The 23,374-nt window shown below is 73.0% G+C and carries 18 protein-coding genes and 1 pseudogene; 7 read left to right on the top strand and 12 right to left on the bottom strand.

Annotation, left to right across the window (positions count from 1 at the left end):
* Positions 1 to 40: 40 nt before the first annotated feature.
* Positions 41 to 361, bottom strand: a complete 321-nt coding sequence (locus DV701_RS12435; protein WP_114928672.1) for a GNAT family N-acetyltransferase — start codon at positions 359 to 361, stop codon at positions 41 to 43.
* A 54-nt stretch (positions 362 to 415) separates the two neighbouring features.
* Between DV701_RS12435 and DV701_RS12440 the strand changes: the two genes are divergently transcribed.
* A complete protein-coding gene (locus tag DV701_RS12440) occupies positions 416 to 808 on the top strand; it encodes a DUF2237 family protein (RefSeq protein ID WP_114928674.1) in 393 nt (130 codons plus the stop codon).
* Positions 809 to 836: 28 nt separating this feature from the next.
* Here DV701_RS12440 and DV701_RS12445 read toward each other — a convergent pair whose 3' ends face one another.
* The 3 genes and pseudogenes from DV701_RS12445 to DV701_RS18825 form a co-directional block, all read right to left on the bottom strand.
* Entirely contained in the window at positions 837 to 1,349 is a 513-nt protein-coding gene (locus DV701_RS12445) for a LuxR C-terminal-related transcriptional regulator (RefSeq protein WP_202863527.1), read from the bottom strand.
* A gap of 121 nt (positions 1,350 to 1,470) precedes the next feature.
* On the bottom strand, positions 1,471 to 2,442 hold the full coding sequence (locus DV701_RS18820) for an NAD-binding protein (RefSeq protein ID WP_228255014.1): 972 nt from the start codon (positions 2,440 to 2,442) through the stop codon (positions 1,471 to 1,473).
* A 172-nt stretch (positions 2,443 to 2,614) separates the two neighbouring features.
* A pseudogene (locus DV701_RS18825) lies at positions 2,615 to 3,061 on the bottom strand (cation:proton antiporter domain-containing protein); the annotation flags it as partial.
* Between the two features lie 95 nt (positions 3,062 to 3,156).
* Here DV701_RS18825 and DV701_RS12455 point away from each other — a divergent pair.
* From DV701_RS12455 to DV701_RS12475, 5 genes are all read left to right on the top strand, one after another.
* Positions 3,157 to 3,522 carry a hypothetical protein gene (locus tag DV701_RS12455; RefSeq protein ID WP_114928675.1) on the top strand — a complete coding sequence of 122 codons (366 nt, stop codon included), beginning with the start codon at positions 3,157 to 3,159 and terminating at the stop codon, positions 3,520 to 3,522.
* A 31-nt stretch (positions 3,523 to 3,553) separates the two neighbouring features.
* Complete coding sequence (locus DV701_RS12460; protein ID WP_114928676.1) at positions 3,554 to 4,474, top strand: exodeoxyribonuclease III; 921 nt, start codon at positions 3,554 to 3,556, stop codon at positions 4,472 to 4,474.
* Between the two features lie 162 nt (positions 4,475 to 4,636).
* Positions 4,637 to 5,893, top strand: coding sequence for a glycosyltransferase (locus tag DV701_RS12465; RefSeq protein WP_114928677.1), 1,257 nt, complete (start codon positions 4,637 to 4,639; stop codon positions 5,891 to 5,893).
* Between the two features lie 26 nt (positions 5,894 to 5,919).
* Positions 5,920 to 7,074 (top strand): polyprenyl synthetase family protein, encoded by a 1,155-nt coding sequence (locus tag DV701_RS12470; protein ID WP_162803007.1) that lies wholly within the window; start codon positions 5,920 to 5,922, stop codon positions 7,072 to 7,074.
* Positions 7,071 to 7,469, top strand: a complete 399-nt coding sequence (locus tag DV701_RS12475) for a hypothetical protein (protein WP_114928680.1) — start codon at positions 7,071 to 7,073, stop codon at positions 7,467 to 7,469. The genes DV701_RS12470 and DV701_RS12475 overlap by 4 nt, the downstream gene beginning before the upstream one ends.
* Before the next feature lie 17 nt (positions 7,470 to 7,486).
* Here DV701_RS12475 and DV701_RS12480 read toward each other — a convergent pair whose 3' ends face one another.
* The 8 genes from DV701_RS12480 to DV701_RS18285 all read right to left on the bottom strand — a co-directional run bounded on the left by DV701_RS12480 (position 7,487) and on the right by DV701_RS18285 (position 18,145).
* A complete protein-coding gene (locus DV701_RS12480) occupies positions 7,487 to 8,686 on the bottom strand; it encodes a cytochrome P450 (protein WP_114928682.1) in 1,200 nt (399 codons plus the stop codon).
* Complete coding sequence (locus tag DV701_RS12485; RefSeq protein WP_114928684.1) at positions 8,683 to 10,338, bottom strand: FAD-dependent oxidoreductase; 1,656 nt, start codon at positions 10,336 to 10,338, stop codon at positions 8,683 to 8,685. The genes DV701_RS12480 and DV701_RS12485 overlap by 4 nt, the downstream gene beginning before the upstream one ends.
* A 60-nt stretch (positions 10,339 to 10,398) precedes the next feature.
* Positions 10,399 to 11,118: a methyltransferase domain-containing protein gene (locus tag DV701_RS12490; RefSeq protein ID WP_114928686.1), complete on the bottom strand. Its 720-nt coding sequence runs from the start codon at positions 11,116 to 11,118 to the stop codon at positions 10,399 to 10,401.
* A 72-nt stretch (positions 11,119 to 11,190) separates the two neighbouring features.
* Positions 11,191 to 12,324 (bottom strand): lycopene cyclase family protein, encoded by a 1,134-nt coding sequence (locus tag DV701_RS12495; protein ID WP_114928688.1) that lies wholly within the window; start codon positions 12,322 to 12,324, stop codon positions 11,191 to 11,193.
* An 89-nt stretch (positions 12,325 to 12,413) separates the two neighbouring features.
* A complete protein-coding gene (locus DV701_RS12500) occupies positions 12,414 to 14,270 on the bottom strand; it encodes an ABC transporter ATP-binding protein (protein WP_407669317.1) in 1,857 nt (618 codons plus the stop codon).
* A gap of 217 nt (positions 14,271 to 14,487) precedes the next feature.
* Entirely contained in the window at positions 14,488 to 16,221 is a 1,734-nt protein-coding gene (locus tag DV701_RS12505; protein ID WP_114928692.1) for an ABC transporter ATP-binding protein, read from the bottom strand.
* Between the two features lie 18 nt (positions 16,222 to 16,239).
* Positions 16,240 to 17,463, bottom strand: coding sequence for a sensor histidine kinase (locus tag DV701_RS12510; protein ID WP_114928694.1), 1,224 nt, complete (start codon positions 17,461 to 17,463; stop codon positions 16,240 to 16,242).
* 10 nt (positions 17,464 to 17,473) lie between these two features.
* Positions 17,474 to 18,145 (bottom strand): response regulator transcription factor, encoded by a 672-nt coding sequence (locus DV701_RS18285; protein ID WP_162803008.1) that lies wholly within the window; start codon positions 18,143 to 18,145, stop codon positions 17,474 to 17,476.
* A gap of 147 nt (positions 18,146 to 18,292) precedes the next feature.
* Here DV701_RS18285 and DV701_RS12520 point away from each other — a divergent pair, with 147 nt between their 5' ends.
* Complete coding sequence (locus DV701_RS12520) at positions 18,293 to 23,329, top strand: cell wall-binding repeat-containing protein (RefSeq protein WP_114928696.1); 5,037 nt, start codon at positions 18,293 to 18,295, stop codon at positions 23,327 to 23,329.
* Positions 23,330 to 23,374 lie beyond the last annotated feature (45 nt).

Here is a 23,374-nt window from a genome sequence, read left to right on the forward strand (position 1 = left end):
GGCCTGCGTGCCCGTCGGCCTGCGCGGACCGACGGCATACCTAGCCCTGCCGCGGGATCGCGCGGAGCATCTGCGGGGTGGCTGCATCGACGTGTCCGGCGAACTCCTCGTGGGTGTTGACGTACTTCTTCACGTACGGACACACCGCGACCACCCGCATGCCCTCGTCGACGGTGCGCTGGAGGGCGGTGCCGACGACCTCGCCCGCGAGCCCCCTGCCGCCGTGCTCGGGGTCCACCTCCGTGTGGTAGAAGATGCGTCGCCCCTCGTGGTCCACGAACAGGGTGAACCCTGCAGCGGCCCCGTCGACGCTGATCTCGAACCGGTCGGGACCGGTCCGCCTGCTGACGCTGGTCTCCATGCCGCCACTCTTGCACGGTGCCGGGACATCCGCAGCACCTGAGATGATCGGGGCATGGCTGAGCGCAACGTCCTCGGTGGCGAGCTCCAGGAGTGCGGCACCGACCCGCTGACCGGGTTCACCCGCTCCGGCAGGTGCGAGGTGACCCCCGACGACACGGGCACCCACGGGGTGTGCACGGTGCTGACCGCCGACTTCCTGGAGCACCAGCGCGAGCTCGGCAACGACCTGGTCACGCCCCGGCCGCAGTGGCAGTTCCCCGGCCTGGCACCCGGCGACCGCTGGTGCGTGGTCGCGCTGCGCTGGTTGCAGTCGGCGCAGGCCGGACGGGGCGCCCCGGTGCTCCTGGCCAGCACCCACGAGGCGGTCCTGCAGGTCGTCCCGCTCGCGCTGCTCCGGCGGTATGCGGTGGACGTTCCGGAGGACGCGTCCGGGCTGACCGACTGAGGCGACGACGCGGGAGAGCCGCTGCTGCTCAGCCGGGGACGTTGCGCGCCCGCGCCGCAGCCTGTGTGCGGGTGCTGGCGCCGAGCTTGCGCAGGATCGCCGAGACGTGGACGCTTGCGGTCTTGTCGCTGATGAAGAGCTGCTCGCCGGCGACGAGAGCTCCGGCTCCGTCGCCAGCCGCACCGTCCTCGCCACCGCCGTCGGGACGGGGAGGCCCCAGGCCGGCTCGCGCCGCGAGCTCGTCGGCCAGCCGGACCGCCCGCAGCAGGCCGCACGCCTGCGCGACCAGGCGTGCCTGGCCCAGCGTCTGCCCGCCGCCCGTGCGGTCCCCGGCCCCCAGCTGCTCCTCGGCGCACCGCCGCAGGACGTCCACCCGGACGTCCACCGGGACCCGCCCCCGGGCCGTCGCCTGAGCCGCTCCGCCGCGTCGTCCGACGACTCGCCGGAGGGGTCCTGGGCGGCGGTGGACGGTGAGGCTGTCGGTCCGGCTGGTGTGCCGGACAGGTGTCCATGTGTAGAGGCCGGTGCCCTCGGGTCCCATGATGCGCTCCTGATGTTCCGTTCCCGTCGCCCTGTGCTCCGGGGGATGACGGCAACGCTCGTCCCTAAGGGGGCGGGTACGGATCGGGCAGATGCCCTCTTTCTCGAGCTCCCCGGCACGATCAGGGTGAGGGCAGGCGTCGGTCAGCGGAGACCGAACGGTCCGCGAGCGTCTCGCCGGCGCCTTCGTACAGGCGGATGACCGCGTCGATCCCGAGCTCCTCGAGCTCCTCGACGTCCTCCTGGTAGGACGCGACCGCCGCCACCGTGACCTGCCCGTAACCGAAGCTGCGCAGCTCGCGCAGGGCGTCGATGTTGGCGTGCTGGGCCGGCATGGCAAGCACGACGATGCGCACCGTGCCCGACCCCACCAGCCGGGCCCAGAAGTCGTAGTCCGTGGCATCGCCCTCGACGACGTTGACGCCACGCTCACGCAGCTTGTGCACCCGCAGCGGATCGTGTTCCACACCCAGCACCGCGTAGCCGTAGGCGTCGGTGAGCTGCTGATAGGTGGCGTGGCCGACCCGGCCCATGCCCAGCACGATCGCGGTCGACTCGCCGAGCTCGATGGGACGGTCCTCAGGGTGGATCTTGTGCGGCGGCCGCACCGGCAGGCGCTGGGCGAACCGCGAGGCGAGCGAGACGCTGCGCGGGTTCGCGACGGCCGAGACGACGAACCCCGCGGACACGGCGATCGACAGCGACAGCAGCCAGTGCGAGGAGAGCCACCCGGCAGACACCCCCATCGCCGCGATGATCAACGCGAACTCGGAATAGTTCGACAGCAGCAGGGCCGAGAGCACGCTGGTGCGGTTGCGCATCCCCAGCAGCCACAACAACCCCCAGTACACCAGGGCGTGCAGGGGGAGCAGCAGCAGCACCGCCGCCACCGTGACGTTGTGCCAGGTGGGCAGACCCTCGAACCCGATCGTGACGAAGAAGCCCACCAGCAGCAGTTCCTTGATCGTGAACAGCGAGTGCGACAGCTGGTCCGCCCCTGGGTGCGGGGCGAGCACGAGCCCCATCACCAGGGCACCGAGGCTGCCGGACAGGCCCAGCCACTCGAAGAGCGCGTACCCGGGGATCAGAGCCATCGCGATGCCGAACAGCGCCCAGGTCGCCGTGACCGAGCCGGTACCAGTCCCGGGTCGCCCGGTACAGCACAGGGATGAGGACCAGCAGGCCGAGCGAGTACACGCTGGGTGCCTGGCCGCGGGAGACCGAGATGACCACGACGGCCGCGATGTCCTGCATGATGAGCACGCCGATGCAGATGCTGCCGTAGAGAGCCTGCTCGTCGCCGCGCTCCTGCAGGATCTTGACCACGAAGATGGTGCTCGAGAACGACAGCACGAGCGCCAGCGTCGCGAGCACCTGCCACGACTCGGGGCCGAAGACCCCCAGAGCGCTCATCCCGGCCAGGAACAGGGTGCCGAGGCCGGTGAGAAGCACCATGTGCGCCCCGGCGGTGATCCACACGTGCTTGCCGAGCAGGCTGCGCAGATCGAGTCGCAGGCCGATCGCGAAGAGCATCAGCGTCACACCGACGTCCGCGAGCACCGACAACGCGTCGAGCTGCTCGACGTCGAGCACGTTGAGCACGAACCCGGCGCCGAGGAAACCGATCAGCGGCGGCAGCTTGACCGTCCTGGCGATCAGCCCGCAACCGAAGATCACCGCCAGATACGTCACCACCACACCCATGCGGGACATTCTTGCGCCCCGGGCGACACCCGGGGGACATGTCGTCCGGCACGCACCCCACGATCCGGCTTGCCGTCCGGCGCTGGGCGGGGCACGGTGGAGCGATGAGCCAGCATCCCGACCAGGACGAACCGATCACCTACAGCGAGGACATCGACGACCTCGACCTCGACGCGGAGCAGAAGGCGCGTGCCGACGTCGACCTGGACCAGCCCGACTCCGTCGACGACGTGCCCTGGAGCCCCCCGGAACAGCGGCCGATGGGCGCCGAGCTGCTCGAGGTCGACGACCGGGGCGAGGAGACGATCGACCAGCGGATCTACCAGGAGGAGCCGGAGGCCGGCACCGCCTACGGGGCGCCGGAGTCCGGTGCCGCGGCGCGCAGGGAGGCGGGCGAGGTCGACATGCTCGGCGGTGAGGACCCGGACGCGATCCCGGCCGAGCGGGACGTCCTGGACGGGCCCGCCTGAGCGCGGCGCGGCCGCGGCATACCCTCGCAGGGTGCTGCGCATCGCCACGCTGAACGTCAACGGTGTCCGGGCCGCCCACCGCCGCGGCTTCGGTGACTGGCTCGCCGGCAGGGGCTGCGACGTCGTCGCGCTCCAGGAGGTGCGTGCCCCGGTCGGGGCGCTGCCGCCGGAGGCGTTCGGTGACTACCACGTGGTCTACGAGCCAGGGCAGATCGCGGGACGCAACGGGGTGGCCGTGCTCACCCGGGAGCGCCCCGCCGGGGTGCGCACCTGGGACGCGGAGGTCCTCGTCCGGGCACCCGGGGAGGAGCACCTGCACACCCAGGCCGCACCGGACGGCGTGCCGCTGGCGCGGGGGCTGGGACGCCACGCGCACGAGGGGCGGTACGTCGAGGTCGACCTTGCCGAGGCGCCCGTGACGGTGGCCAGCCTCTACCTGCCCAAGGGTGGACTCCCCGCCCATCTGCAGGTCCCGCACCGGATGCGCGAGGCGCCCGACGGCGGGGCGAGGTACGAGCGGAAGATGCGCTTCATGGCCGCCTTCGCCCGGCAGCTGTCGCGGACCCGGCGGGCGGCGGCGCAGCGTGGGCGGGAGTTCCTGCTCATCGGCGACCTGAACGTCGCGCACACCTGCCTCGACGTCGCGCGCTGGCGGCAGAGCAGGACCTCCGAGGGATTCCTGCCCGAGGAGCGAGAGTGGATCGGGGCCCGGCTCTCGCCGCGGACGCTCGTCGACGTGGTCCGCGCGCTGCACCCGGGCACCGAGGGCCCGTACTCGTGGTGGTCGTGGCTGGGTCAGGCCTACGAGAAGGACGTCGGCTGGCGGATCGACTACCACCTGGCGACGCCCCGGCTGGCGCGCACGGCCGTCTCGGCGGTCGTGGACCGGGAGCACCGCGGCGTCCGCCTGTCCGACCACGCCCCCGTGGTCGTCGACTACGACCTGCGGTGACCGTGGGTATGCCGTGCGCTCCGTGGCCGGACCGCTCGCGGGATGGGACGCTGGGACCATGGACGACCAGCGCCCGCCCGGGCCGCGTGCAGTGGCGCTGACGGACGCCACCCGTGGCGCCGTCGGGCCGGCCGCTGCCCTCGTCCGGCGCGGAGCGGTGCGGTGAGGGTCCTGGCGCTCAGCTCGCCGATCTACGCGCACACCGCCAACGCCGCACCTTTCCTGGCCGGGCTGGCCACCCGGGGCGCCGAGGTGCACTGGGGGCAGGCGGACGAGCTGCGCGACCTGGCGCCCCGGTCCCCGGCGCACCGCTGGGACACCGGTCCGACCCGGTCGTTCACCTCCCGCGCCGGCCGCCTGCGGGAGGTCTCGCAGCGCTACTCCTGGTTGCTGCAGGACGCCTCCGGCCGGTTGCGCCGCAGCCGCGAGCTCGTCCGGTCCCTGCGCCCCGACGTCGTGCTCACCGACTCGCTCGGGTATGCCGCGGCCCTGGCCGCTGAGCGGGAGGGCGTGCCGTGGGTGAGCTTCGGTGACGGGCCGCTGCACTTCCCGGACGAGCACACGCCCCCCTTCGGCGCTGGCCTGCCCTACCGGACCGAACGGCCCTGGGTCTGGCGCAACAGGGTCGTCCAGGCGGCCAGCCGGGGGGTGATCATGCGCCGCACCCAGACGGCCTACGACGCCCTGCGGCTGGAGGTCGGACTGCCCCCCGGTCAGGTGCCGGTGCTGGAGGCGGTGCTCTCGCCCTTCCTGCACCTGCACTGCGGGGCACCGGAGCTGGAGTATCCGCGCCGGGCGCTCCCGGACCACGTGCACTTCGTCGGGGCGCTGCGCCCGCCGGCCCCGCGGGACTGGGAACGTCCGGACTGGTGGGAGGAGGTGGTCGACGGGGGGCTCGTGCTGGCCACCCAGGGCACCCTGCGGGCCGATCCCCGCGAGGTGCTCGCACCGGTGCTGACGGTGCTGGCCCGGAGCGGACGGCCCGGGGTGCTCACCACCGGCGCCGGCGATCCGGCCGCGCTGGGTGGGCCGGGCCTGCTGCCGCCGCCCGGACGGGTGACGGTGACGGACTTCGTCCCCTACGAGGAGCTCCTGCCCCACGTGCGGCTGTTCGTCACCAACGGGGGGTGGACGGGCGCCGTGCTGGCCCTCGGCCACGGGGTACCCGTCCTGCAGGTCGGGCGCACCGAGGAGAAGGCGGACGTCGGCCGACGGGTGGAGTGGGCCGGGGCAGGGATGCACCTGCCCTCGCCGGGACGGGCGGACGACCCACGTCCGCTCCGGCGCGCGGTGGAGCACGTGGCGGAGGACCCGGGGATCCGGGCGGGAGCCGCGCGGGTGGCGGCCTCCCTCGCCAGGCGTGATCCCGGGCGGGACGGTGCGGCGCTGATCGATGCCCTCGTGTCGCGGCTGGGGTGAGCTCCGGTGCGGTAGCCTCGGGCGCCGTGAGAGGTGGCACGGACGAGCAGGGGCGGGACGCGGGGGGTGACCTGGAAGGCCGCCCTGGTGGTCGGGCTCGGGACGGCGCTCCCGCCGCCGCCACGCTCGAGGCGGTCGACACGCTGCTGGCCGCGGAGCTGACCGCGATGCGTCGGGGCTGGGACGCCGTCGCGCCCGCCGGCGAGGTCGACCTGCTCGGCGGTGACCCGGGGGACCTGCCCGAGTGGCTGCACACCCTCCTGGCGGGTCAGGGCAAGCGGCTGCGCCCGCAGATGTGCCACTGGGGGTTCGTCGCCACCGGCGGCTGGCTGGGCACCCCGTGCCACGCGGATCTCGTGCGCGCCGCGGCCGCCCTGGAGATGCTGCACCTCTTCGCGCTGCTGCACGACGACGTGATGGACCAGTCCGACGAACGCCGCGGCGTGCCCTCCGCCCACGTCGTCGCGGCCAGGCGGCACCGGGAGGCGGGCGGTCATGGCGACCCGGTGCGCTTCGGCGAGAACATCGCCCTGCTGCTGGGCGACCTGGCCCACAGCGAGGCCGACCGGCTCGCCCACACGCTGCCGGCCGTCATGCGCGACTACTGGTACGAGCTCAACCTGGAGCTCATCGTGGGTCAGCGCGCCGACCTGACGGGGGCCGCCGCCCGGCGCTCGGACCTCGCGCACGCCGAGGCCGTGGCGGCGCTGAAGTCGGGCTCCTACACGATCGCGCGGCCGCTCCAGCTGGGCGCCCTGGCGGCGGGCGCCACCCCGCAGCAGCGCGAGGTGCTGGCCCGCTTCGGCTGGCACCTGGGCCGGGCCTTCGCCTGGCGCGACGACGTGCTCGGGGTCTGGGGCGACCACGCCGTGACCGGCAAGCCCTCCGGGGACGACCTGCGGGAGGGCAAGTCGACGCTCATCTGGGTGCTCGGCGCCGAGCGGCTGCGCGGCGAGGCGGCGGCGGCGATGGAGCGGGTCGGGACCGCTGAGGCGCTGACCTCGGACGTGCCGTTGCTGCAGCGCGCCCTGGACGAGGGCGGTGTGCGCCAGGAGGTGGAGGACCGGATCGCGGCCGAGATCGAGGCGGCCGGCTCGGTGCTGTCCGGGACGACCCTCGCCCCCGGTGGCGTCGAGGGCCTCCTGGAGACCGCCCGACGCGTCGCCTGGAGGTCGGCATGAGCCTCGGCCTGCCCCACCCGCACCTGCTCACCCTGCGGTTGGCGGCGACCCTGCTGCTCAGCGCCGTGGTCGGCCAGGCCGGGTGGGCGGCGGCGGTGCTGGGTGGGGAGCCCGGGTATGCGCGCTTCCACGAGGTGGGGGCGTGGGTGACCCTCGGTCTCTCGCTGCTCTGCGCCCTCGTGTACGTCGTGCTCCGCCGCTCCGCCGGCCCGGTCAACCTCTGGCTGGCGGTGGGCCTGGCTGTGGCGGTCTCGGTGCAGTTCGGTCTGGGGCAGGCCGGGCAGCGGGCCCTGCACATCTTCGGCGGCGTGCTGGTGGCGATGGTCGCCACCGCGCTGACCTCCTGGACCTACCGCCATCAGCTGCCGGCCACCGGGCGGCCCGGAGGGAGCTGAACCGTCGCGCCGGTCGATCAGGACAGGCTCAGCTCCATCCCGCGCAGGGTGTAGCCCTCGATCAGCTCGTCCCAGCCCAGCTCCGGCTCCCGCACCAGTCGGGGGCGGCGCGAGAGCAGCGCGTGCAGCAGCACGTCGGACTCCAGCATCGCCAGCGGCTGGCCCGGACAGCGGTGCTCGCCGTCGCCGAAGGCCAGGCCGGCCGGGTTGACCCCGGTCGGCAGAGGACGGCCCGGGCACAGGGCCAGCGGGTCGGGTCCGACCGCCTCCGGATCGGCGTTCGCCGACCGGATGCACACGTCGATGAGGTCGCCCGGGGCCGCCGAGGCGTGCTCCCCGACGGGGACCTCCGTCTGCGCGCGGCGGTAGAGGTGCCCGACGACCGGTTCCAGCCGGATGATCTCGTGCAGGATCGCCGTCCGCCCGGCCTCGTCGCCGGCCAGGTAGCGCTCCAGCAGCAGCTCGTCGGAGAGCAGGTGCCAGGCGGCCATCGTGATGAACTCCCGCGTGGTGACCATCCCGGCGGTGCCGTAGGTGACGCACTCGACCAGGATGTCGGTGTTGCTGTAGCCCTCGGCGATCAGGTGGCTGATGATGTCCCCGCGCGGCTCCCGTCGCCGGGAGCGCACCGCCGGGCGGACGTCGTGCCACCAGAAGCGCACCACCGGGACGAGCCCGTTGACCGCGGCCGAGGCCCACTGCCGCCCGGTCCGGCCGAGGTCGGCCCGGGTGATGTCGAAGGGGGGCTGGTTGAAGAAGGTGACCAGCCGCCGCGCCATCCTCGGCACCGAGGAGGCGGTCAGCCCGACGACCTGGGCGGTGACCTCGACCGTGTAGTCCAGGGCCAGGTCGTCCAGCCGGCAGCCGCCGGACCTCGCCGCCTCGCCCAGCAGCCGGTCGGCGGCGTCCTGCATCAGGCCCGGGTAGCGGTCCTGGACCACCTTGGGCGCCAGGAAGCGTCCCACCTTGCGCCGCTGCTCGTCGTGCAGCGGCCCGTCGGAGACCAGGATGGGGTGCAGCTTGAGCCGTCGCGGGATCTTCTCGGCGGTGAAGCCGGCCTGCGTGGTGGCGTGCCGGGCACGCAGCACCTGCCGTGCCTCGGGCAGCCCGCGCACCCGCCAGATCGCGCTCACCCCCGTGCGCCCGCCGGGGTCCTCCCGCTCCAGCCTCGGGGTGCTCGGCTCCTCCTGGCGGACGGCCCGGCGCCGCACGGTCATCGCACCGGCCGGGCGGCCTGCCGGCCGGTCCCGAGCCGCTTCCAGGCACCGGACCCCAGGGGTATGCGGTCGCGCACCGAGCGTCCGAGCCTGGCCACGGCCGAGCGCGGGCGGCGCAGCACGCCCTCCAGCGGCACCGTCCAGACGTCCTCGCCGCGCACTCCCCAGCCCCTCAGCAGCTCGTTGGCGGCCAGGACCCCGGTGACCGCGGCCCGTTCCATGAGGGCGATCGGCCAGTCGACCCGCAGCCCGTCGCCGGCGAGCACCAGGCCGGGGTAGGGGGTGCCGACGGTCAGCCGCTCGCGCCAGGCGCCGGTGCCGACCAGCCCGCAGTCGTCCTCCACGAGCAGCTCCTCGTGGACCACGCCGCGGTCGGCGGTCTCCGGGTAGACCTCGTGCAGGGAGGTCATCAGCCGCTCGCGCAACCGGCCGAGGTCCAGGCCGTGCGGGCTGTCACCGGCGAGGTCGGGGTCCCGCGCCGGGTCGACGGCGTAGGCGTGCAGCTCGACCACGGAGCCACCGTGCTCCGCCGCCCAGGCCGCAGCCCCGTCCTCGAAGCGCTCCAGCACGGTGACGTTGTCGAGCAGGTCGTAGCCGCTCGTGCCCAGGAAGGCGTCCCGCTCGGCCGCGACGGGAGCGTCCAGCCAGAGCCGCAGCACCGCGAACGGCGGCGCGTTGCGCCCCGCCCCGACCCGCCGGTGCCAGTCCTCGCGCGCGGCATCCCCGGCCGGGAGGTCGGCCACGAGGGCGCGGGTGCTGCGGGGGTCGGTGGCGAGCACCACCGCGTCCGCGGTGCAGGTGGCGCCCTGCTCGCCCGCGACCTGCACGTGCCATACCCCCCCGTCCCGCGTCAGGGAGCCGACCGGCTCGCCGAGTCGGACGTCGACGCCGAGCCCCTCCAGGTATCGCCCCAGCGGCGCCCAGAGAGCGGTGTCGTAGTCGTCGTCCGGCACGTCGAAGAGCAGGCCCTCGGAGCTGCCGGTGAAGTAGCTGTGGAACATGCCGACCAGCTCCCCGGCGCCGAAGTCGGCGGGGTGGGCGAAGAAGGACCGGGCGAAGACCTCCAGCGCCAGGTGCCGGGCGCCCTCGGGGAAGCGCAACCGGTCCAGGAAGTCCTGCGCGGACTCGCCGTCGTAGCGCTCGTGGCTGGCCGGGTAGGAGACGTCGATCAGCTCCAGGGCGCTGGGCAGGTGCACCGAGGGCAGCGCGGACACCGGGAAGGTGGGGCTGCGCGCGACGAAGGCCGCGAGGTTGAGCGGAGGGGTCGCCGGCAGGGCGGCGAAGGAGTCGGTCAGGCCGTCGCGGCGGCGCAGCGGGTAGTCCGGCACGGGCACCAGCCGCGTCAGGGTCGGGTCGGCGCGGCGCAGCAGCGAGCGCAGCGTGTAGTACTGCCGGAAGAAGGCGTGGAACCCGCGGCTCATCGTGCGGCCGTCGTCCAGGGGCCAGGCGCGGACCCGTCCGCCGAGCTGCTCGCACGCCTCGAGGAGGGTGACCTGCACCCCGCGCTCGGCGAGCACGGCGGCGGAGGCGAGCCCCGCGATGCCGCCGCCGACCACCACGACGTGCCGGGGAGCGGTCAGTCGTGCGGTGCCAGGGGCGGCAGGGTGGTGGACGGCGCCGCGGTCGCGGCCGGGCGGGTGGCTGGCGTTCATGGGTCCTCTGCTTCGGGTGCTCGGGGGGCGGGGCCTCCGGGGATGGACGGTGGGCGCGGCTCAGCCCGGTCGACGGGCCAGGACGGTGTGCAGGATCCCGCGCTGCCAGCCGCCGGCGGTGCTCCACGTCTGCTCGGTGAGGCCGGCCCGGTCGAGGCGGCTGGAGAGCCGGGCCGTGCTGTCGTTGTCGAGCACGCTGCGCCACAGGTAGCGGTAGATCGCCGGGTTGCCGCGCAGCACCACCGCCAGCGGCATCACCACCCCCCAGCAGACGAGGGTCCACACCGCGCTCGCGACGGTGTCGCCCTTGACGTGGTAGTCCTGCAGCGCCACCCAGCCGCCGGGGCGCACCTGGTCGTGGATCGCGGCGACGGTGGCGTCCCGCTGGTCCTCCGGGACGTTGCGCAGCAGGTAGGCGGCGAACACCCCGTCGGCCGGCCCGGCCAGCTCCTCGGCGGCGACCCGCGGCAGCTCCTGGGCGCGGGCCTGCACGAACCGGACGCCGTCCGGCCAGTCCTTGGTCCCGGCCTGCTCGAGCATCCCGGCGGAGGCGTCCAGACCGACGACCGTGACCTCCGTCCCGGCCGCGTCGAGCAGGGCCCGGGTGGACAGCCCCGACCCGCAGCCCAGGTCCCACAGGCGCAGCGGTGCCGAGCTGCCGCGCAGCCTGCTCACCAGTGCGGTGGCCGCCTCGCGCAGCGCCCGGTGGTAGCCGGGGTTCAACCTGGTCAGCACGTCGTAGCGCCCGGCGGCACGGTCGAACTGCTCGGCAAGCTGCATACCGTGCAGCCTAGTCGGGACCCCGCGCGGGCCTGCGTCCCGCAGCCTGGCTCCGGCCTGCCGCAGACCGGCTCACGGACCCAGCGTGGCCCGGGCCAGCTGCACCCGGGAGCGCGCCGGCATCCGGGAGAACATCCCCCACATCGCGGCGGCCAGGTCGGGGGCGTCCGCCGCTCGGGACCAGAAGGCCCGCTGCCGTTCCTCGGGCAGCCGGCCGAAGGCGTCGAACAGGTCGAGCATGCCGTCGGGACCCAGGCGCAGCAGGGCACGCAGACCGGCCTCCCGAAGAGCGTCCGCGGGTGTCACGGGGTCGACCCGGCGGGGCGGATCCCCCTCGACGATGCGTGCTGCCAGGGCGTCGGCGCGGAGCAGGGAGTGGGCGACCGAATAGCCGGTCACCACGTTGCCGCCGCGCCCGGCCGTGCCGACCGCGAGCACGCCGCCGACGGTGCGGGTCCCACGACCGCGCATCGGGATCCAGACGATCTCGCGGGCCACCGGGTCCTCGATCGCACCCGCCGTGACACCCCGCGCCATCAGCCGCGCCCGCAGCCTGGTCTTCAGCTCCTGGACCGGCAGACCAGGAGCCGCCGCCAGACAGGTCTCCTCCAGCAGCACGGTCCCGTCGCCCAGCGGGATGGCGTAGAGGAAGGTCGGCCGGGCGCCGTGCTCCGCGTGCCCTCCGGGGACCTGGTCGGGGCGCCAGTCCATGATCAGCCCCTCGGCCCCCTCCAGGGCGGGGGCGGCGTCCTCTTGCGCGAGGACGATCCCGAAGGCGGTCTGGGCAGGGGAGCGGTCCTGGGACCGGGCCGCGACGTCACCACCCGCCGGCCGGGCGCCGCGGGCGTCCACGACCACGGTGGCCTCCCGGCGCAGCGCGAGGACCTCCTCGTCCCCCAGCCGCTCCGCGCGCACCTCCGCCGCGCCCAGCGGCAGGGCACGCTGCACGGCGGCGTTGTCGAGCACGGCATACTCGCGCGGCAGCACGTGGTGGCCGCGGGCCCGGATCTGCGGACGCCGGACCAGGGAGCGGGTGACGTCGTCGGGAAGGCCCTCCAGGTCCTCGGCCCAGACGCCGTAGGTCGGGCGCCAGAGGGCGTCCGGCGCAGGGTCGACGGCGAGCACCGCGGCGCCTCGCGCCACCAGGCGCGAGGCGAGGGCCCGACCGGCTGGGCCGAGCCCGACGACGGCCGCGTCGAACCTCACCGGACAACCACGAGGGAGGACATGATGCCCGCCAGGGTAGCTGTCGGTGCCGCCGGCCCGCGGGACCCACGGGCGTGCAGGAGGCCTTCTCAGCCGGGCGCGCCGGGCACCTCGCCCGCCTGCTTCTCGGCGTCCACCTGCACCGCTGCCCCGCGGAACTGCGCCGCGTGCAGCCGGGCGTAGGCACCGCCAGCAGCGAGCAGCCCGGTGTGCGTGCCCTGCTCGACGATCCGACCCTGCTCCATCACCAGGATGAGGTCGGCGTCACGGATGGTGGAGAGGCGGTGCGCGATGACGAAGCTGGTGCGGTCGGTGCGCAGCCTGGCCATCGCCTCCTGGACGAGCAGCTCGGTGCGCGTGTCCACCGAGGAGGTCGCCTCGTCGAGGATGAGCAGCGAGGGCTGGGAGATGAACGCGCGCGCGATCGTGATCAGCTGCTTCTCGCCGACCGAGACCGTCGACCCCTCGTCGTCCAGGACCGTGTCGTAACCCCCCGGAAGGTGCTGGACGAACCGGTCGACGTAGGCGGCCTGCGCCGCTGCGTGCACCTCCGCATCGGTGGCGCCGGGTCGGCCGTAGGCGATGTTGTCCCGGATCGACCCCTCGAAGGTCCACGCGTCCTGCAGCACCATCCCGATCCGCTCGCGCAGGTCGTGCCGGGTCATGGAGGTGATGTCCCGGCCGTCCAGGGTGATCCGTCCGGCGTCCAGCTCGTAGAACCGCATGATGAGGTTGACCAGCGTGGTCTTGCCGGCTCCGGTCGGGCCCACGATCGCCACGGTCTGCCCGGGCTCGGCCACGAGGGAGAGGTCCTCGATGAGCGGCTCGGGACCGTAGGAGAAGGTGACGTCCTCGAACTCCACCCGTCCGCGGGACGCGCTCACCGGCGGGGTGTCCACCGGGTCCGGCACCTGCGGCTCCTCGTCGAGCAGCTCGAAGACCCGCTCGGCCGAGGCCACGCCCGACTGCAGCTGGTTGGCCATCGAGGCGACCTGCGTGACCGGCTGGGTGAACTGGCGGGAGTACTGGATGAAGGCCTGCACGCTGCCCAGGCTCAGCGTCCCGGTCGCCACCCGCAGGCCACCGACGACGGCCACGAGGACGTAGCCGAGGTTGCCGATGAAGAACATCGCCGGCATGATGACGCCGCTGATGAACTGCGCCCGCCAGGTGACGTCGAAGAGCTCCTCGTTGACCTCGCGCATCCGCGCCGTCACCTGCTCGCGACGCCCGAAGACCCTCACCAGCTCATGACCGGTGAACGCCTCCTCGACCTGACCGTTGAGCGTGCCCGTGTGCGCCCACTGCGCCTTGAACAGCTTCTGCGAGCGCGAGGCGATCAGCACGGTGACCAGCACGGAGACCGGGATGGTCAGCACGGCGATGATGGTGAGCACGGGGGAGATCCACAGCATCATGGCCAGGATCGCCACCACGGTGACGGCCGCGCTGAGCAGCTGTCCGAAGGTCTGCTGCAGCACCTGCTGCACGTTGTCCAGGTCGTTGGTGACCCGGGAGAGCACCTCGCCGCGCGGCTGCTTGTCGAAGTAGGACAGGGGCAGCCGGTGCACCTGGTCCTCGGCGTCGGAGCGCAGGTCGCGCACCGTCCACATCGAGATGCGGTTGACCAGTCGCACCGAGATCCACATGAGCAGGGCGGCGACCAGGTAGAGGGCCAGCACCTGCATGATCACCCGGGCCAGGGCGTCGAAGTCGATGCCCTGCCCCGGGACCAGGTATGGCGTGCCGGCGACCAGGTCGGCGAAGGTGTCCTTGCCCTGGGCCCGCAGCCCGGCGACGACCTCCTCGACGGTCGCCCCGGCGGGCAGGTTGCGCCCGATGAGCCCGGCGAAGACGTAGTCCGTGGCCCGGCCGAGGATCTTGGGCCCCAGGGTGGACAGCACGACACCGCCGATCGTGAGCGCCACGGAGATCGCGATGTACATGCGGTACGGAGCCAGCCGACCGACGAGGCGGCGCGCGGAGGCGCCGAAGTGGGAGGGCTTCTCGGCGGGTATTCCGAAGCCGGGGGGCCTCCTCCGCGCGGGCCGCGGGGCGGGCGCCGGGGGACGACGTCGGTATGGTGCTCCTCCTCCGCCGGTGTGCTGGGCCGGGGATCCTGGCCCTCGGGGCCGCCGGGTGCCCTGGTCGTCGTCCGCCCCGTCATGCCGCCGCTCCCGTCAGCTCCTGGGAGCGCGCGATCTCCTCGTAGGTGGGACAGGTCGCCAGCAGCTCGTCGTGCGTGCCGACCCCGACCACCCGCCCTGCGTCGAGCACCACGATCTGCTCGGCGTCGATGATCGTGGAGATCCGCTGGGCCACCACGACGACCGTCGCCTCCTGCGTCCGGGGACGTAGCGCCGCGCGCAGCCGCGCGTCGGTGGCGAGGTCGAGCGCGGAGAAGCTGTCGTCGAAGAGGTAGATGGTGGGCCGGGCGACCAGCGCGCGCGCGATGCACAGCCGCTGCCGCTGACCGCCGGAGACGTTGGTGCCGCCCTGCGCGACGGGGTGGTCCAGGCCCTCGGGGAAGGCGGAGACGAAGTCCTCGGCCTGCGCCACCCGCAGGGCCTCCCACAGCTGCTCGTCGCTGGCGTCGGGGTCACCGAAGCGCAGGTTGGTGGCGACCGTCCCGGAGAAGAGGTAGGGGCGCTGGGGCACCAGCCCGACCCGCGACCAGAGGTCCTGCGGGGACAGCTCGCGCACGTCGATCCCGTCGACCAGGATCTGGCCCCCGGTCACGTCGGCCAGGCGCGGCACCAGCCGCAGCAGCGTCGTCTTGCCCGAGCCCGTGCCGCCGACGATCGCCGTGGTGGTGCCGGGGCGCGCGCTGAAGCTGATGTCGTGCAGCACGGCCTCCTCGGCACCGGGGTAGGTGAAGTCCACCGAGCGCAGGTCGACCTCGCCGACCAGCCGGTCGGGGCGCTGCGGGTGCGCGGCGGCGGTGACGCTCGTCCCGGTGTCGAGCACCGAGACGATCCGCTCGGCCGACACCGACGCCCGCGGGATCATGGTCGCCACCATCGTGGCCATCATGATCGACATCAGGATCTGCATCAGATAGCTGATGTAGGCCGTGAGGGCGCCGACCTCCATCGCGCCCGACTCGACCCGCTGCGCGCCGAACCAGATGACGCCGACGCTGGAGACGTTCATCACCAGCATGACGAACGGGAACATGACCGCCATCAGGTCACCGACCCGCAGGCCGATGTCGGTCAGCTCGGTGTTGGTCTGCCGGAAGCGCGCCTTCTCCTCGGTCTCGCGGGTGAACGCCCGGACGACGCGCACACCGCCGATCTGCTCGCGCATGACCCGGTTGATCGCGTCCAGCTTCTTCTGCTGCGCCCGGAACAGCGGGACCATCCTGGCGATCACCACCGCCATCCCGGTCAGCAGCACGGCGACCGCGACCGCGATGAGCCAGGACAGGCCGACGTCCTGGCGCATCGCCATCCACACCCCGCCGATGCCCGTGATCGGGGCGGCGGCCAGCATGACCAGGGACATGAAGGTCAGCGTCTGCACCTGCTGGACGTCGTTGGTGTTGCGGGTGATCAGCGTCGGGGCACCGAACTGCCCCAGCTCGCGTGAGGAGAAGCTCAGCACCGTGTCGAACAGCCGCTCGCGCACGTCGCGGCCCAGCCCCATCGAGGTCCGGGCGGCGCCGCGCACCGCGATCACCTGGGAGACCACCTGCACGGCGCTCACCGCGAGCATGATCCCGCCGATCCGCCAGATGTAGGCGGTGTCCCCCTTCGCGATGCCGTTGTCGATGATGTCGGCGTTGAGGGTGGGCAGCCACAGGCTGGCGATCGACGCGACCAGCTGCAGGAGCAGGACGAGCACGACGGTCCCTGTGTAGGGGCGCAGATGCCTGCGCAGGAGTCGGATCAGCACCAGGCCATTGTGCGCCCCTCACCCGGGGTGAGGGCTACCTTCTTCTCTTTCCAGGGCCGCTGCGGTCCCGGGCGGCGGGTCGGGGGACAGGTCCGCCCAGCGTGCCGCCTCGATCTCCAGGTCGCCGACCGGGCGCACGACGGCGGCCGGGCCGGTGCTCGTCGTCCCCTGCTCGTCGTCGGCGTGCGGGATCTCGGCCGGCACGACGAGGAGGACCAGTGCTCCGCCGAGGTGGCTGCGACCGGCCACGACCCGGCCTCCGCGCGTCTCGACGATCTCCTGCACGAGCGTGATGCCCAGGCCGGTGCGTGCCCCCAGGCCGTCGGCACCGGCGTGCTCCGCGAGGTGCGCCTCGTGCGGGCGTCGTCCGTTGACGGCCGCGACCAGGTCGGCGTCCAGGCCGGGGCCCGAGTCGGCGACCGTCAGCCAGAGGTGGTCGGCGGTGCGCGAGCCGTGGAGGAGCACCACGTCACCCTCCGCGGTGTGCCGCACGGCGTTCTCGATCAGGGTGTCCAAGCAGGCGCGGAGCCGTTCGGCCGAGGCGCTCACGGTGCCGCCCTCGGAGCGGACGACCCAGTTCCGCTGGGCGACCGTCGACCAGCGGCGGGCGGTCTCCTGCAGGAGCGCATCGACGTCGACGGCAGAGCGCTCGAGGGGCTGGCCCAGCCTGATCATCCGCAGCAACCGGTCGCTGGCCCGGGCGAGACGGCCCAGCTCGTCGTGCAGCACCTCCAGCTCCTCCCGCAGGTCCGGCTCGACCGGACGCGCGAGGATCAGCTCCACGTAGCCCAGCGAGATCGTCAGCGGCGTCCGCATCTCGTGCGAGGTGAGCCGGGCCAGGCGCACCCGCTGGGCGGAGGACTCCGCGTCGCGCTCGGCGAGCAGGGTGACGGCGTCCAGCGCTGCGTCGCGGCGCTGGACGTGCCAGATCACCAGCGCCGCGAGCAGGAGCATCAGCAGGATCTCGGAGGTCTCCTCCCAGGCGATCACCCCCGTCGCGGCCCGACGGACCAGGATCGCCCCGGTCGCGAGGGTGACCGCCGCCAGGGACACGATCGTGGGCCGCAGCGGCCAGGCCTCGAACCCGTAGGCGAGCGCGAAGCCGATCCAGACCAGGTGGAAGGGCACCACCTCGTCCCCGGGCGCGAGCCACATCCAGACGGTGCAGCCGACGGCGAGCAGCGCCCAGGCAGCGAACAGGCGGGAGCGGACGACGCCGTCGACCTCGTGCACCCCGACCACGTCGGCGACCTCAGGTGCCGGTGAAGCAGTAGCCCACCGAGCGGACCGTCTCCACGCAGACCTCGGGCACCTTCTTGCGCAGGCGGCGGACACACACCTCGACCAGGTTGCTCCCCGGGTCGAAGTCGAGCCCCCACACGTCGTGCAGGAGCTCGGTGCGGGTGCACACGTCGCCCTGCCGGCGGACCAGGTGGGCCAGCAGACCGAACTCACGCTCGCTCAGCACGACCTCGGCGCCGCGGACCCGGGCCAGGCGACGGTCCAGGTCGAGGCGCAGGCCGCCGGACTCCAGGAAGCGCCGGTCGTCGTACACCGGGCGACCGGGGGTGAGCAGGTGCCGGCGCACGCGCGCCACGAGCTCGGCGTTGTGGAACGGCTTGAGGACGAAGTCCACGGCCCCGAGGTCGAGCGCCTGCACCCGGACCGCCACGTCGTCGACCCCGGAGACCATGATCACCGGGGTGGTGATCCCCCTGCGCCGGAGCGAGGAGAGGACCAGCAGGCCGTTCGAGCTCGGCATGACCAGATCGAGGAGCACGAGGTCGACCTCGTGCTCGGCCAGCTGGCGCAGCGCATCGTCACCGTCCCCCGCGACCAGCACGACGTGCCCCTCGGCAGCGAGCACCTTGCGCAGCAGGGTCCGGGTCCGCTCGTGATCGTCCACGACCATCACCGTGCTCATGACCGGGAGATTACCGCTGGTTGACCGTCCGGTCACCTGTCCGCCCGATGCCCTCCGGAAGGGATGGACTGACCTCAAGGACGTCGGAGGGCGCCCTGCACGGTCGGCGACGGGCTCGCGGGCCGGCCAAGACAGGGAGATGTGGACATGAACAAGCATGTGGGGACTCGCCGCAGGATCGGCTTCCTGAGTGCCGGACTCCTGGTGGCCACGATCTCGGTGGGCGGCACGCTGGCCCAGGGAGCAGCTCCGCCGACCGCCGGCGCGGCGGTCGTCGCAGCGGGCGCGCCGAGCTCGCCGACGGACGAGTCCGCGGTCCCCCACTACTTCGGGCCCTACCCCAACTGGGCCAACAGCCCCTACACGCTGTCCACCGCCGACGTCGCCCTGGTGGACCCCGCGGGCACCGGAGCAGGCGCCGAGGCGGTGGCGGCGGTGGACCCCCTCACGGGCGGCATCTCCGCCATCACCGTCACTGCACCGGGCCACGACTACTCCCCCGCCACGACCGTCACCGTCGACGGCAGCACCGGGACCGCGGCCGCGGCGACGGTGAGCGTGAACCCCGCCGGTGGCGTCATCGGCCTCACGGTCGGCGAGGCGGGCTCCGGCTACGGCGCGCTCGGCCTGGCGATCACCGGTGGCGGTGGCAGCGGCGCGACGGGCACCGCCTCGGGGGGCGTCGACGCCGTCCACCTCGCCGACGGTGGCAGCGGTTACACCATGCCGACCGTCGACTTCGACCTCCCCGACGACCCGAACGGCTCGATCGCCAGGGCCCACGTCCCGATGATCGCCAGCGGCGATGCGGTCGACGGCATGGACGCCAGCGGCACGATCACGGCCGTCGTCGTCGACGACCCCGGCTCCGGCTACAGCACCGCACCCTCCGTCACGGTCCGCGACGGCACGGTCTTCGACCCGATCAGCGGGGCCACCCCTGCCACCGCCACCACCACGCTGAAGCTGGTCGGTGCGTCGGTGACCGCGCCGGGCACCGGCTACACGAGCCGGCCGGGCGTGCAGGTCAACGACCCGACGGGGACCGGCACCGGTGCCACGGTGACGTCCCGCACCGACCTGGGCTCGATCAGCGCGATCACGGTGGACAGCCCCGGCGACGGCTACCTGTCCCCGGGCATCAAGAAGTTCCAGGACCAGCTCCCGCTGACCTGCGACCCCGGCACCGACGGCTTGGGCTGCCCGCTCGCGCCGGACACCGCGTCCACGGGCGCGGCCGCGAAGTTCATCCCCACCGCCGTGCCCGAGGTCAAGACCTACGACGGGAAGGAGGCCGACGAGTACGTCATCGGCCTCGTGCAGTACCGCACCAAGTTCTCGACCGACCTTCCCGCCACGCTGGTGCGCGGCTACGTGCAGCTGTCCACCGCGGCGGTCCCGGGCCGGCAGGTGCCGCTCTACAACGAGCTGCTCGACGGGACCCGTCAGCCGATCGCCGGCTACACCGGCGTCGCCTCCCCGCAGTGGCTCGGCCCGTTCATCGGGGCGACCAAGGACCGTCCGGTGCGGATCGTCTTCCGCAACCTGCTGCCCAACGGTGCCGCCGGCGACCTTTTCCTGCCGACCGACAGCACGATGATGGGCTCCGGCATGGGCCCGATGGACATGGGCGCGCCGGCCGACGAGGGCAGCGTGCTCGACGGTGTGCGGAACCCGGACTGCACGGCATACCCCAAGTCGGACGCGTGCTTCAAGGACAACCGGGCCACGCTGCACCTGCACGGCGGCATCACCCCGTGGATCAGCGACGGCACGCCGCACCAGTGGATCACCCCGGCCGGCGAGGACACCGCCTGGCCGCAGGGCGTGAGCGTGGAGAACGTGCCCGACATGGTCACCGGATCCGGCGCAGAGGTCTGCGCCGCGGCCGACGACGGGTGCTCGACCTTCTACTACACCAACCAGCAGAGCGCGCGGCTGATGTTCTACCACGACCACTCCTGGGGCATCACCCGGCTCAACGTCTACGCCGGTGAGGCCGCCGGCTACAAGATCACCGACGACACCGAGAAGAAGCTGATCTCCGACGGCACCCTCCCCGGGGCGGACGCGACGATCCCGCTGGTCGTGCAGGACCGGACGTTCACGCCCGACGAGGCGACCCTCGCCCTGCAGGACCCGACCTGGGACGCGACCCGGTGGGGCGGCAAGGGCAGCTTCTGGTACCACCACGTCTACATGCCGGCGCAGAACCCGGGAGACCCGTCCGGCATGAGCGCCTACGGCCGCTGGATGTACGGGCCGTGGTTCTGGCCACCGGCCAGCGACGCGGTCCACGGACCGATCGCGAACCCCTACTTCGACCCGGCGTGCAACCTGGACGACCCGGCCACCTGGCAGTACCAGACCGACCCGTTCTGCGAGCCGCAGGAGATCCCCGGCACGCCGAACGTCTCGGCCGGGATGGAGCAGTTCAACGACACCCCGATCATCAACGGCGTCGCCTACCCGACCGTGACGCTGCAGCCGAAGAGCTACCGGCTCACGTTCCTGAACGCGGCCAACGACCGGTTCTTCAACCTCCAGTGGTACACGGCCGACCCGGACCAGGGTGACGGCACGACCGAGGTCGCGCTCAACGCAGACGAGCTGGCGGCGGCCCAGACCAACCCGAACGTCTCACCGACGCCGGTGGGGACGAACGACGACGCCTACGGACCCGACTGGGTCCAGATCGCCAACGAGGGCGGCTTCCTGCCGGCCCCCGCGGTGATCGACGGGCAGCAGCCGGCGACGTACATCACCGACCCGACCCGGTTCGACGTCGGCAACGTCGACCAGTCCTCGCTGCTGATGGCGCCGGCCGAGCGGGCGGACGTGGTCGTGGACTTCAGCAGGTTCGCGGGGAAGACGCTCATCCTCTACAACGACGCCCCGGCAGCCTTCCCCGCTCGGGTCCCGTCCTACGACTACTACACCGGCGCACCCGACCTCAGCCCCGTGGGCTCGCCCACGCCGCTGGCCGGCTACGGTCCGAACATCCGTACGGTCATGCAGGTCAGGATCGCTGACGAGGCGCCGGCGGCAGCCTTCAACCTCACCAAGCTGCGCTCGGCGTTCTCGCACAAGGCCAACGGGTCCGGCGTCTTCGAGTCCGGCCAGAACCCGGTCATCGTGGGCCAGGCGGCCTACAACTCCGCCTACGGATCCTCGTTCGCGGCGAGCAGCAACTGCAACGCACGCCCGGGTGTGGAACGGTGCGACGGCATGCTGCGGGTGCACGACACCGGCACCTTCGGGTTCAACACGCTGCGCTCGCCGGCGACCAGGGTCTCCCTGACGGTGGAGCCCAAGGCGATCCACGACGAGATGAACGCCTCGTCCTTCGACGACTTCGGGCGGATGACGGCCAACCTCGGCATCGAGGCGCAGCCGCCGACACCGGGGCTGCAGAACGTGACGCTCTACCCCTTCATCAACCCGCAGACGGAGCTGATCGACGGGACGAACCTGCCCACGGCGGATGTCAAGGTCACCCCGATCAAGGACCTGAAGGACGGCACGCAGATCTGGCGGTTCACGCACAACGGGGTGGACACGCACCCGATCCACTTCCACCTCTACGACGTCCAGGTGCTCAACCGGGTGACCTGGGACAACATCATCATCCCGACCAGCCCGGCCGAGCTGGGGTGGAAGGACACGGTCCGGATGAGTCCGCTGGAGGACACCATCGTGGCCCTGCGACCGATCGTGCCGACGGCACCGTTCGAGGTGCCCAACTCGATCCGGCCGCTCAGTCCGATGGACCCGCTCGGGTCGACGACGGGCTTCAACAACATCGACCCGCAGGGCAACCCGACCGCCCAGATCCTCAACAAGCTGGTCAACTTCGGCTGGGAGTACGTCTACCACTGCCACATCCTGTCCCACGAGGAGATGGACATGATGCGACCGGTCAGCCTGGCGCTGCCGCCGCTGCCCGCGGAGAGCCTGGCGAGCACGCTCGTCGGCACGGGCGCCGACCGTCATGTGCGACTGACCTGGACGGACGGGTCGATCACCGAGACCTCGTTCGTGGTCCAGCGCACGACCGACGACCTGACCTGGACCGACGTCGGGACGGTCGAGCGGCCGCTCGACCAGGAGAACACGAGAGGGAGCACGGTTGCGCTCACCGACACCACGTCGGACGCGACCACGACCTACCGTTACCGGGTCCAGTCGGTGAACACCGTCGGGTACGGCGGGGAGTTCCCCAGCATGTCGGTGCGGTCCACCTCTCCCGAGCTCGCGGTGGGCGCTGGCCTGGTGGGGCCGGTGGTCGACCGGGTGGCGGGCGCGGACCGTTACGCCACCGCCGCAGACCTCGCCCTGGCGAACTTCGACCCGGGTGTGGCGACGGTCTACGTCGGCAGCGGGCAGGACTTCCCGGACGCAGTCTCCGGCGGCGCGCTGGCCGGCACCGAGGGCGTCCCGGTCCTGCTGACCCGCAGCGGCTCGCTGCCGGCGCCCACCCGGGCGGCCCTGCAGACGCTGGCCCCGGCGCGGATCGTCGTCCTCGGCGGTCCCACCGCGATCAGCGCCGACGTCGAGGCACAGCTCGCGGCCTACGCCGGCACCGTGGAGCGTCTCGCCGGGAGCGACCGGTACGGCACCTCGGCAGCCGTCGCCGCGCAGTACCCGGCGGGCGTCAACGTGGCCTTCCTGGCCAACGGCTCCGGCTTCCCCGACGCCCTGTCCGCCTCCGCGGCGGCCGGGGTGCAGGACTCCCCGGTGCTGCTGACCCGGGCGGGCTCGATCCCGGCCGAGGTGGCGGCGCAGCTCGCCCGGCTCGACCCGGCCAGGATCGTGGTCCTGGGAGGCACCGACGCGGTCAGCGACGCGGTCATGACGCAGGCGCACGCCTACGCCACCGACGTGGTCCGGATCGGTGGTGCCGATCGGTACGAGACCTCGGCCAACGTGGCTGCGGAGTTCTTCACCGCTCCGGTCGCCCACGCGATGCTGGCCTCCGGCTCCGGCTTCGCCGACGCCCTGGCCGCAGCGCCCGTGGCCGCGAAGTACGCCAGCCCGGTCCTGCTGACGCGGCAGGCCAGCATCCCGGCACCGATCCTGGCGGCGATCATCGACCTGCGCGTGCAGAAGCTGACGATCGTCGGTGGGTACACCGCGGTGGCCCTGGCCGTCCAGCAGGAGCTGGAGGCGCTCGTCTACCCGTGAGGCCGACGCGTCGAGGGCCCCCGCAGCGACACCGCTGCGGGGGCC

Source organism: Ornithinimicrobium avium (assembly GCF_003351765.1).
Taxonomy (GTDB): Bacteria; Actinomycetota; Actinomycetes; order Actinomycetales; family Dermatophilaceae; genus Ornithinicoccus; species Ornithinicoccus avius.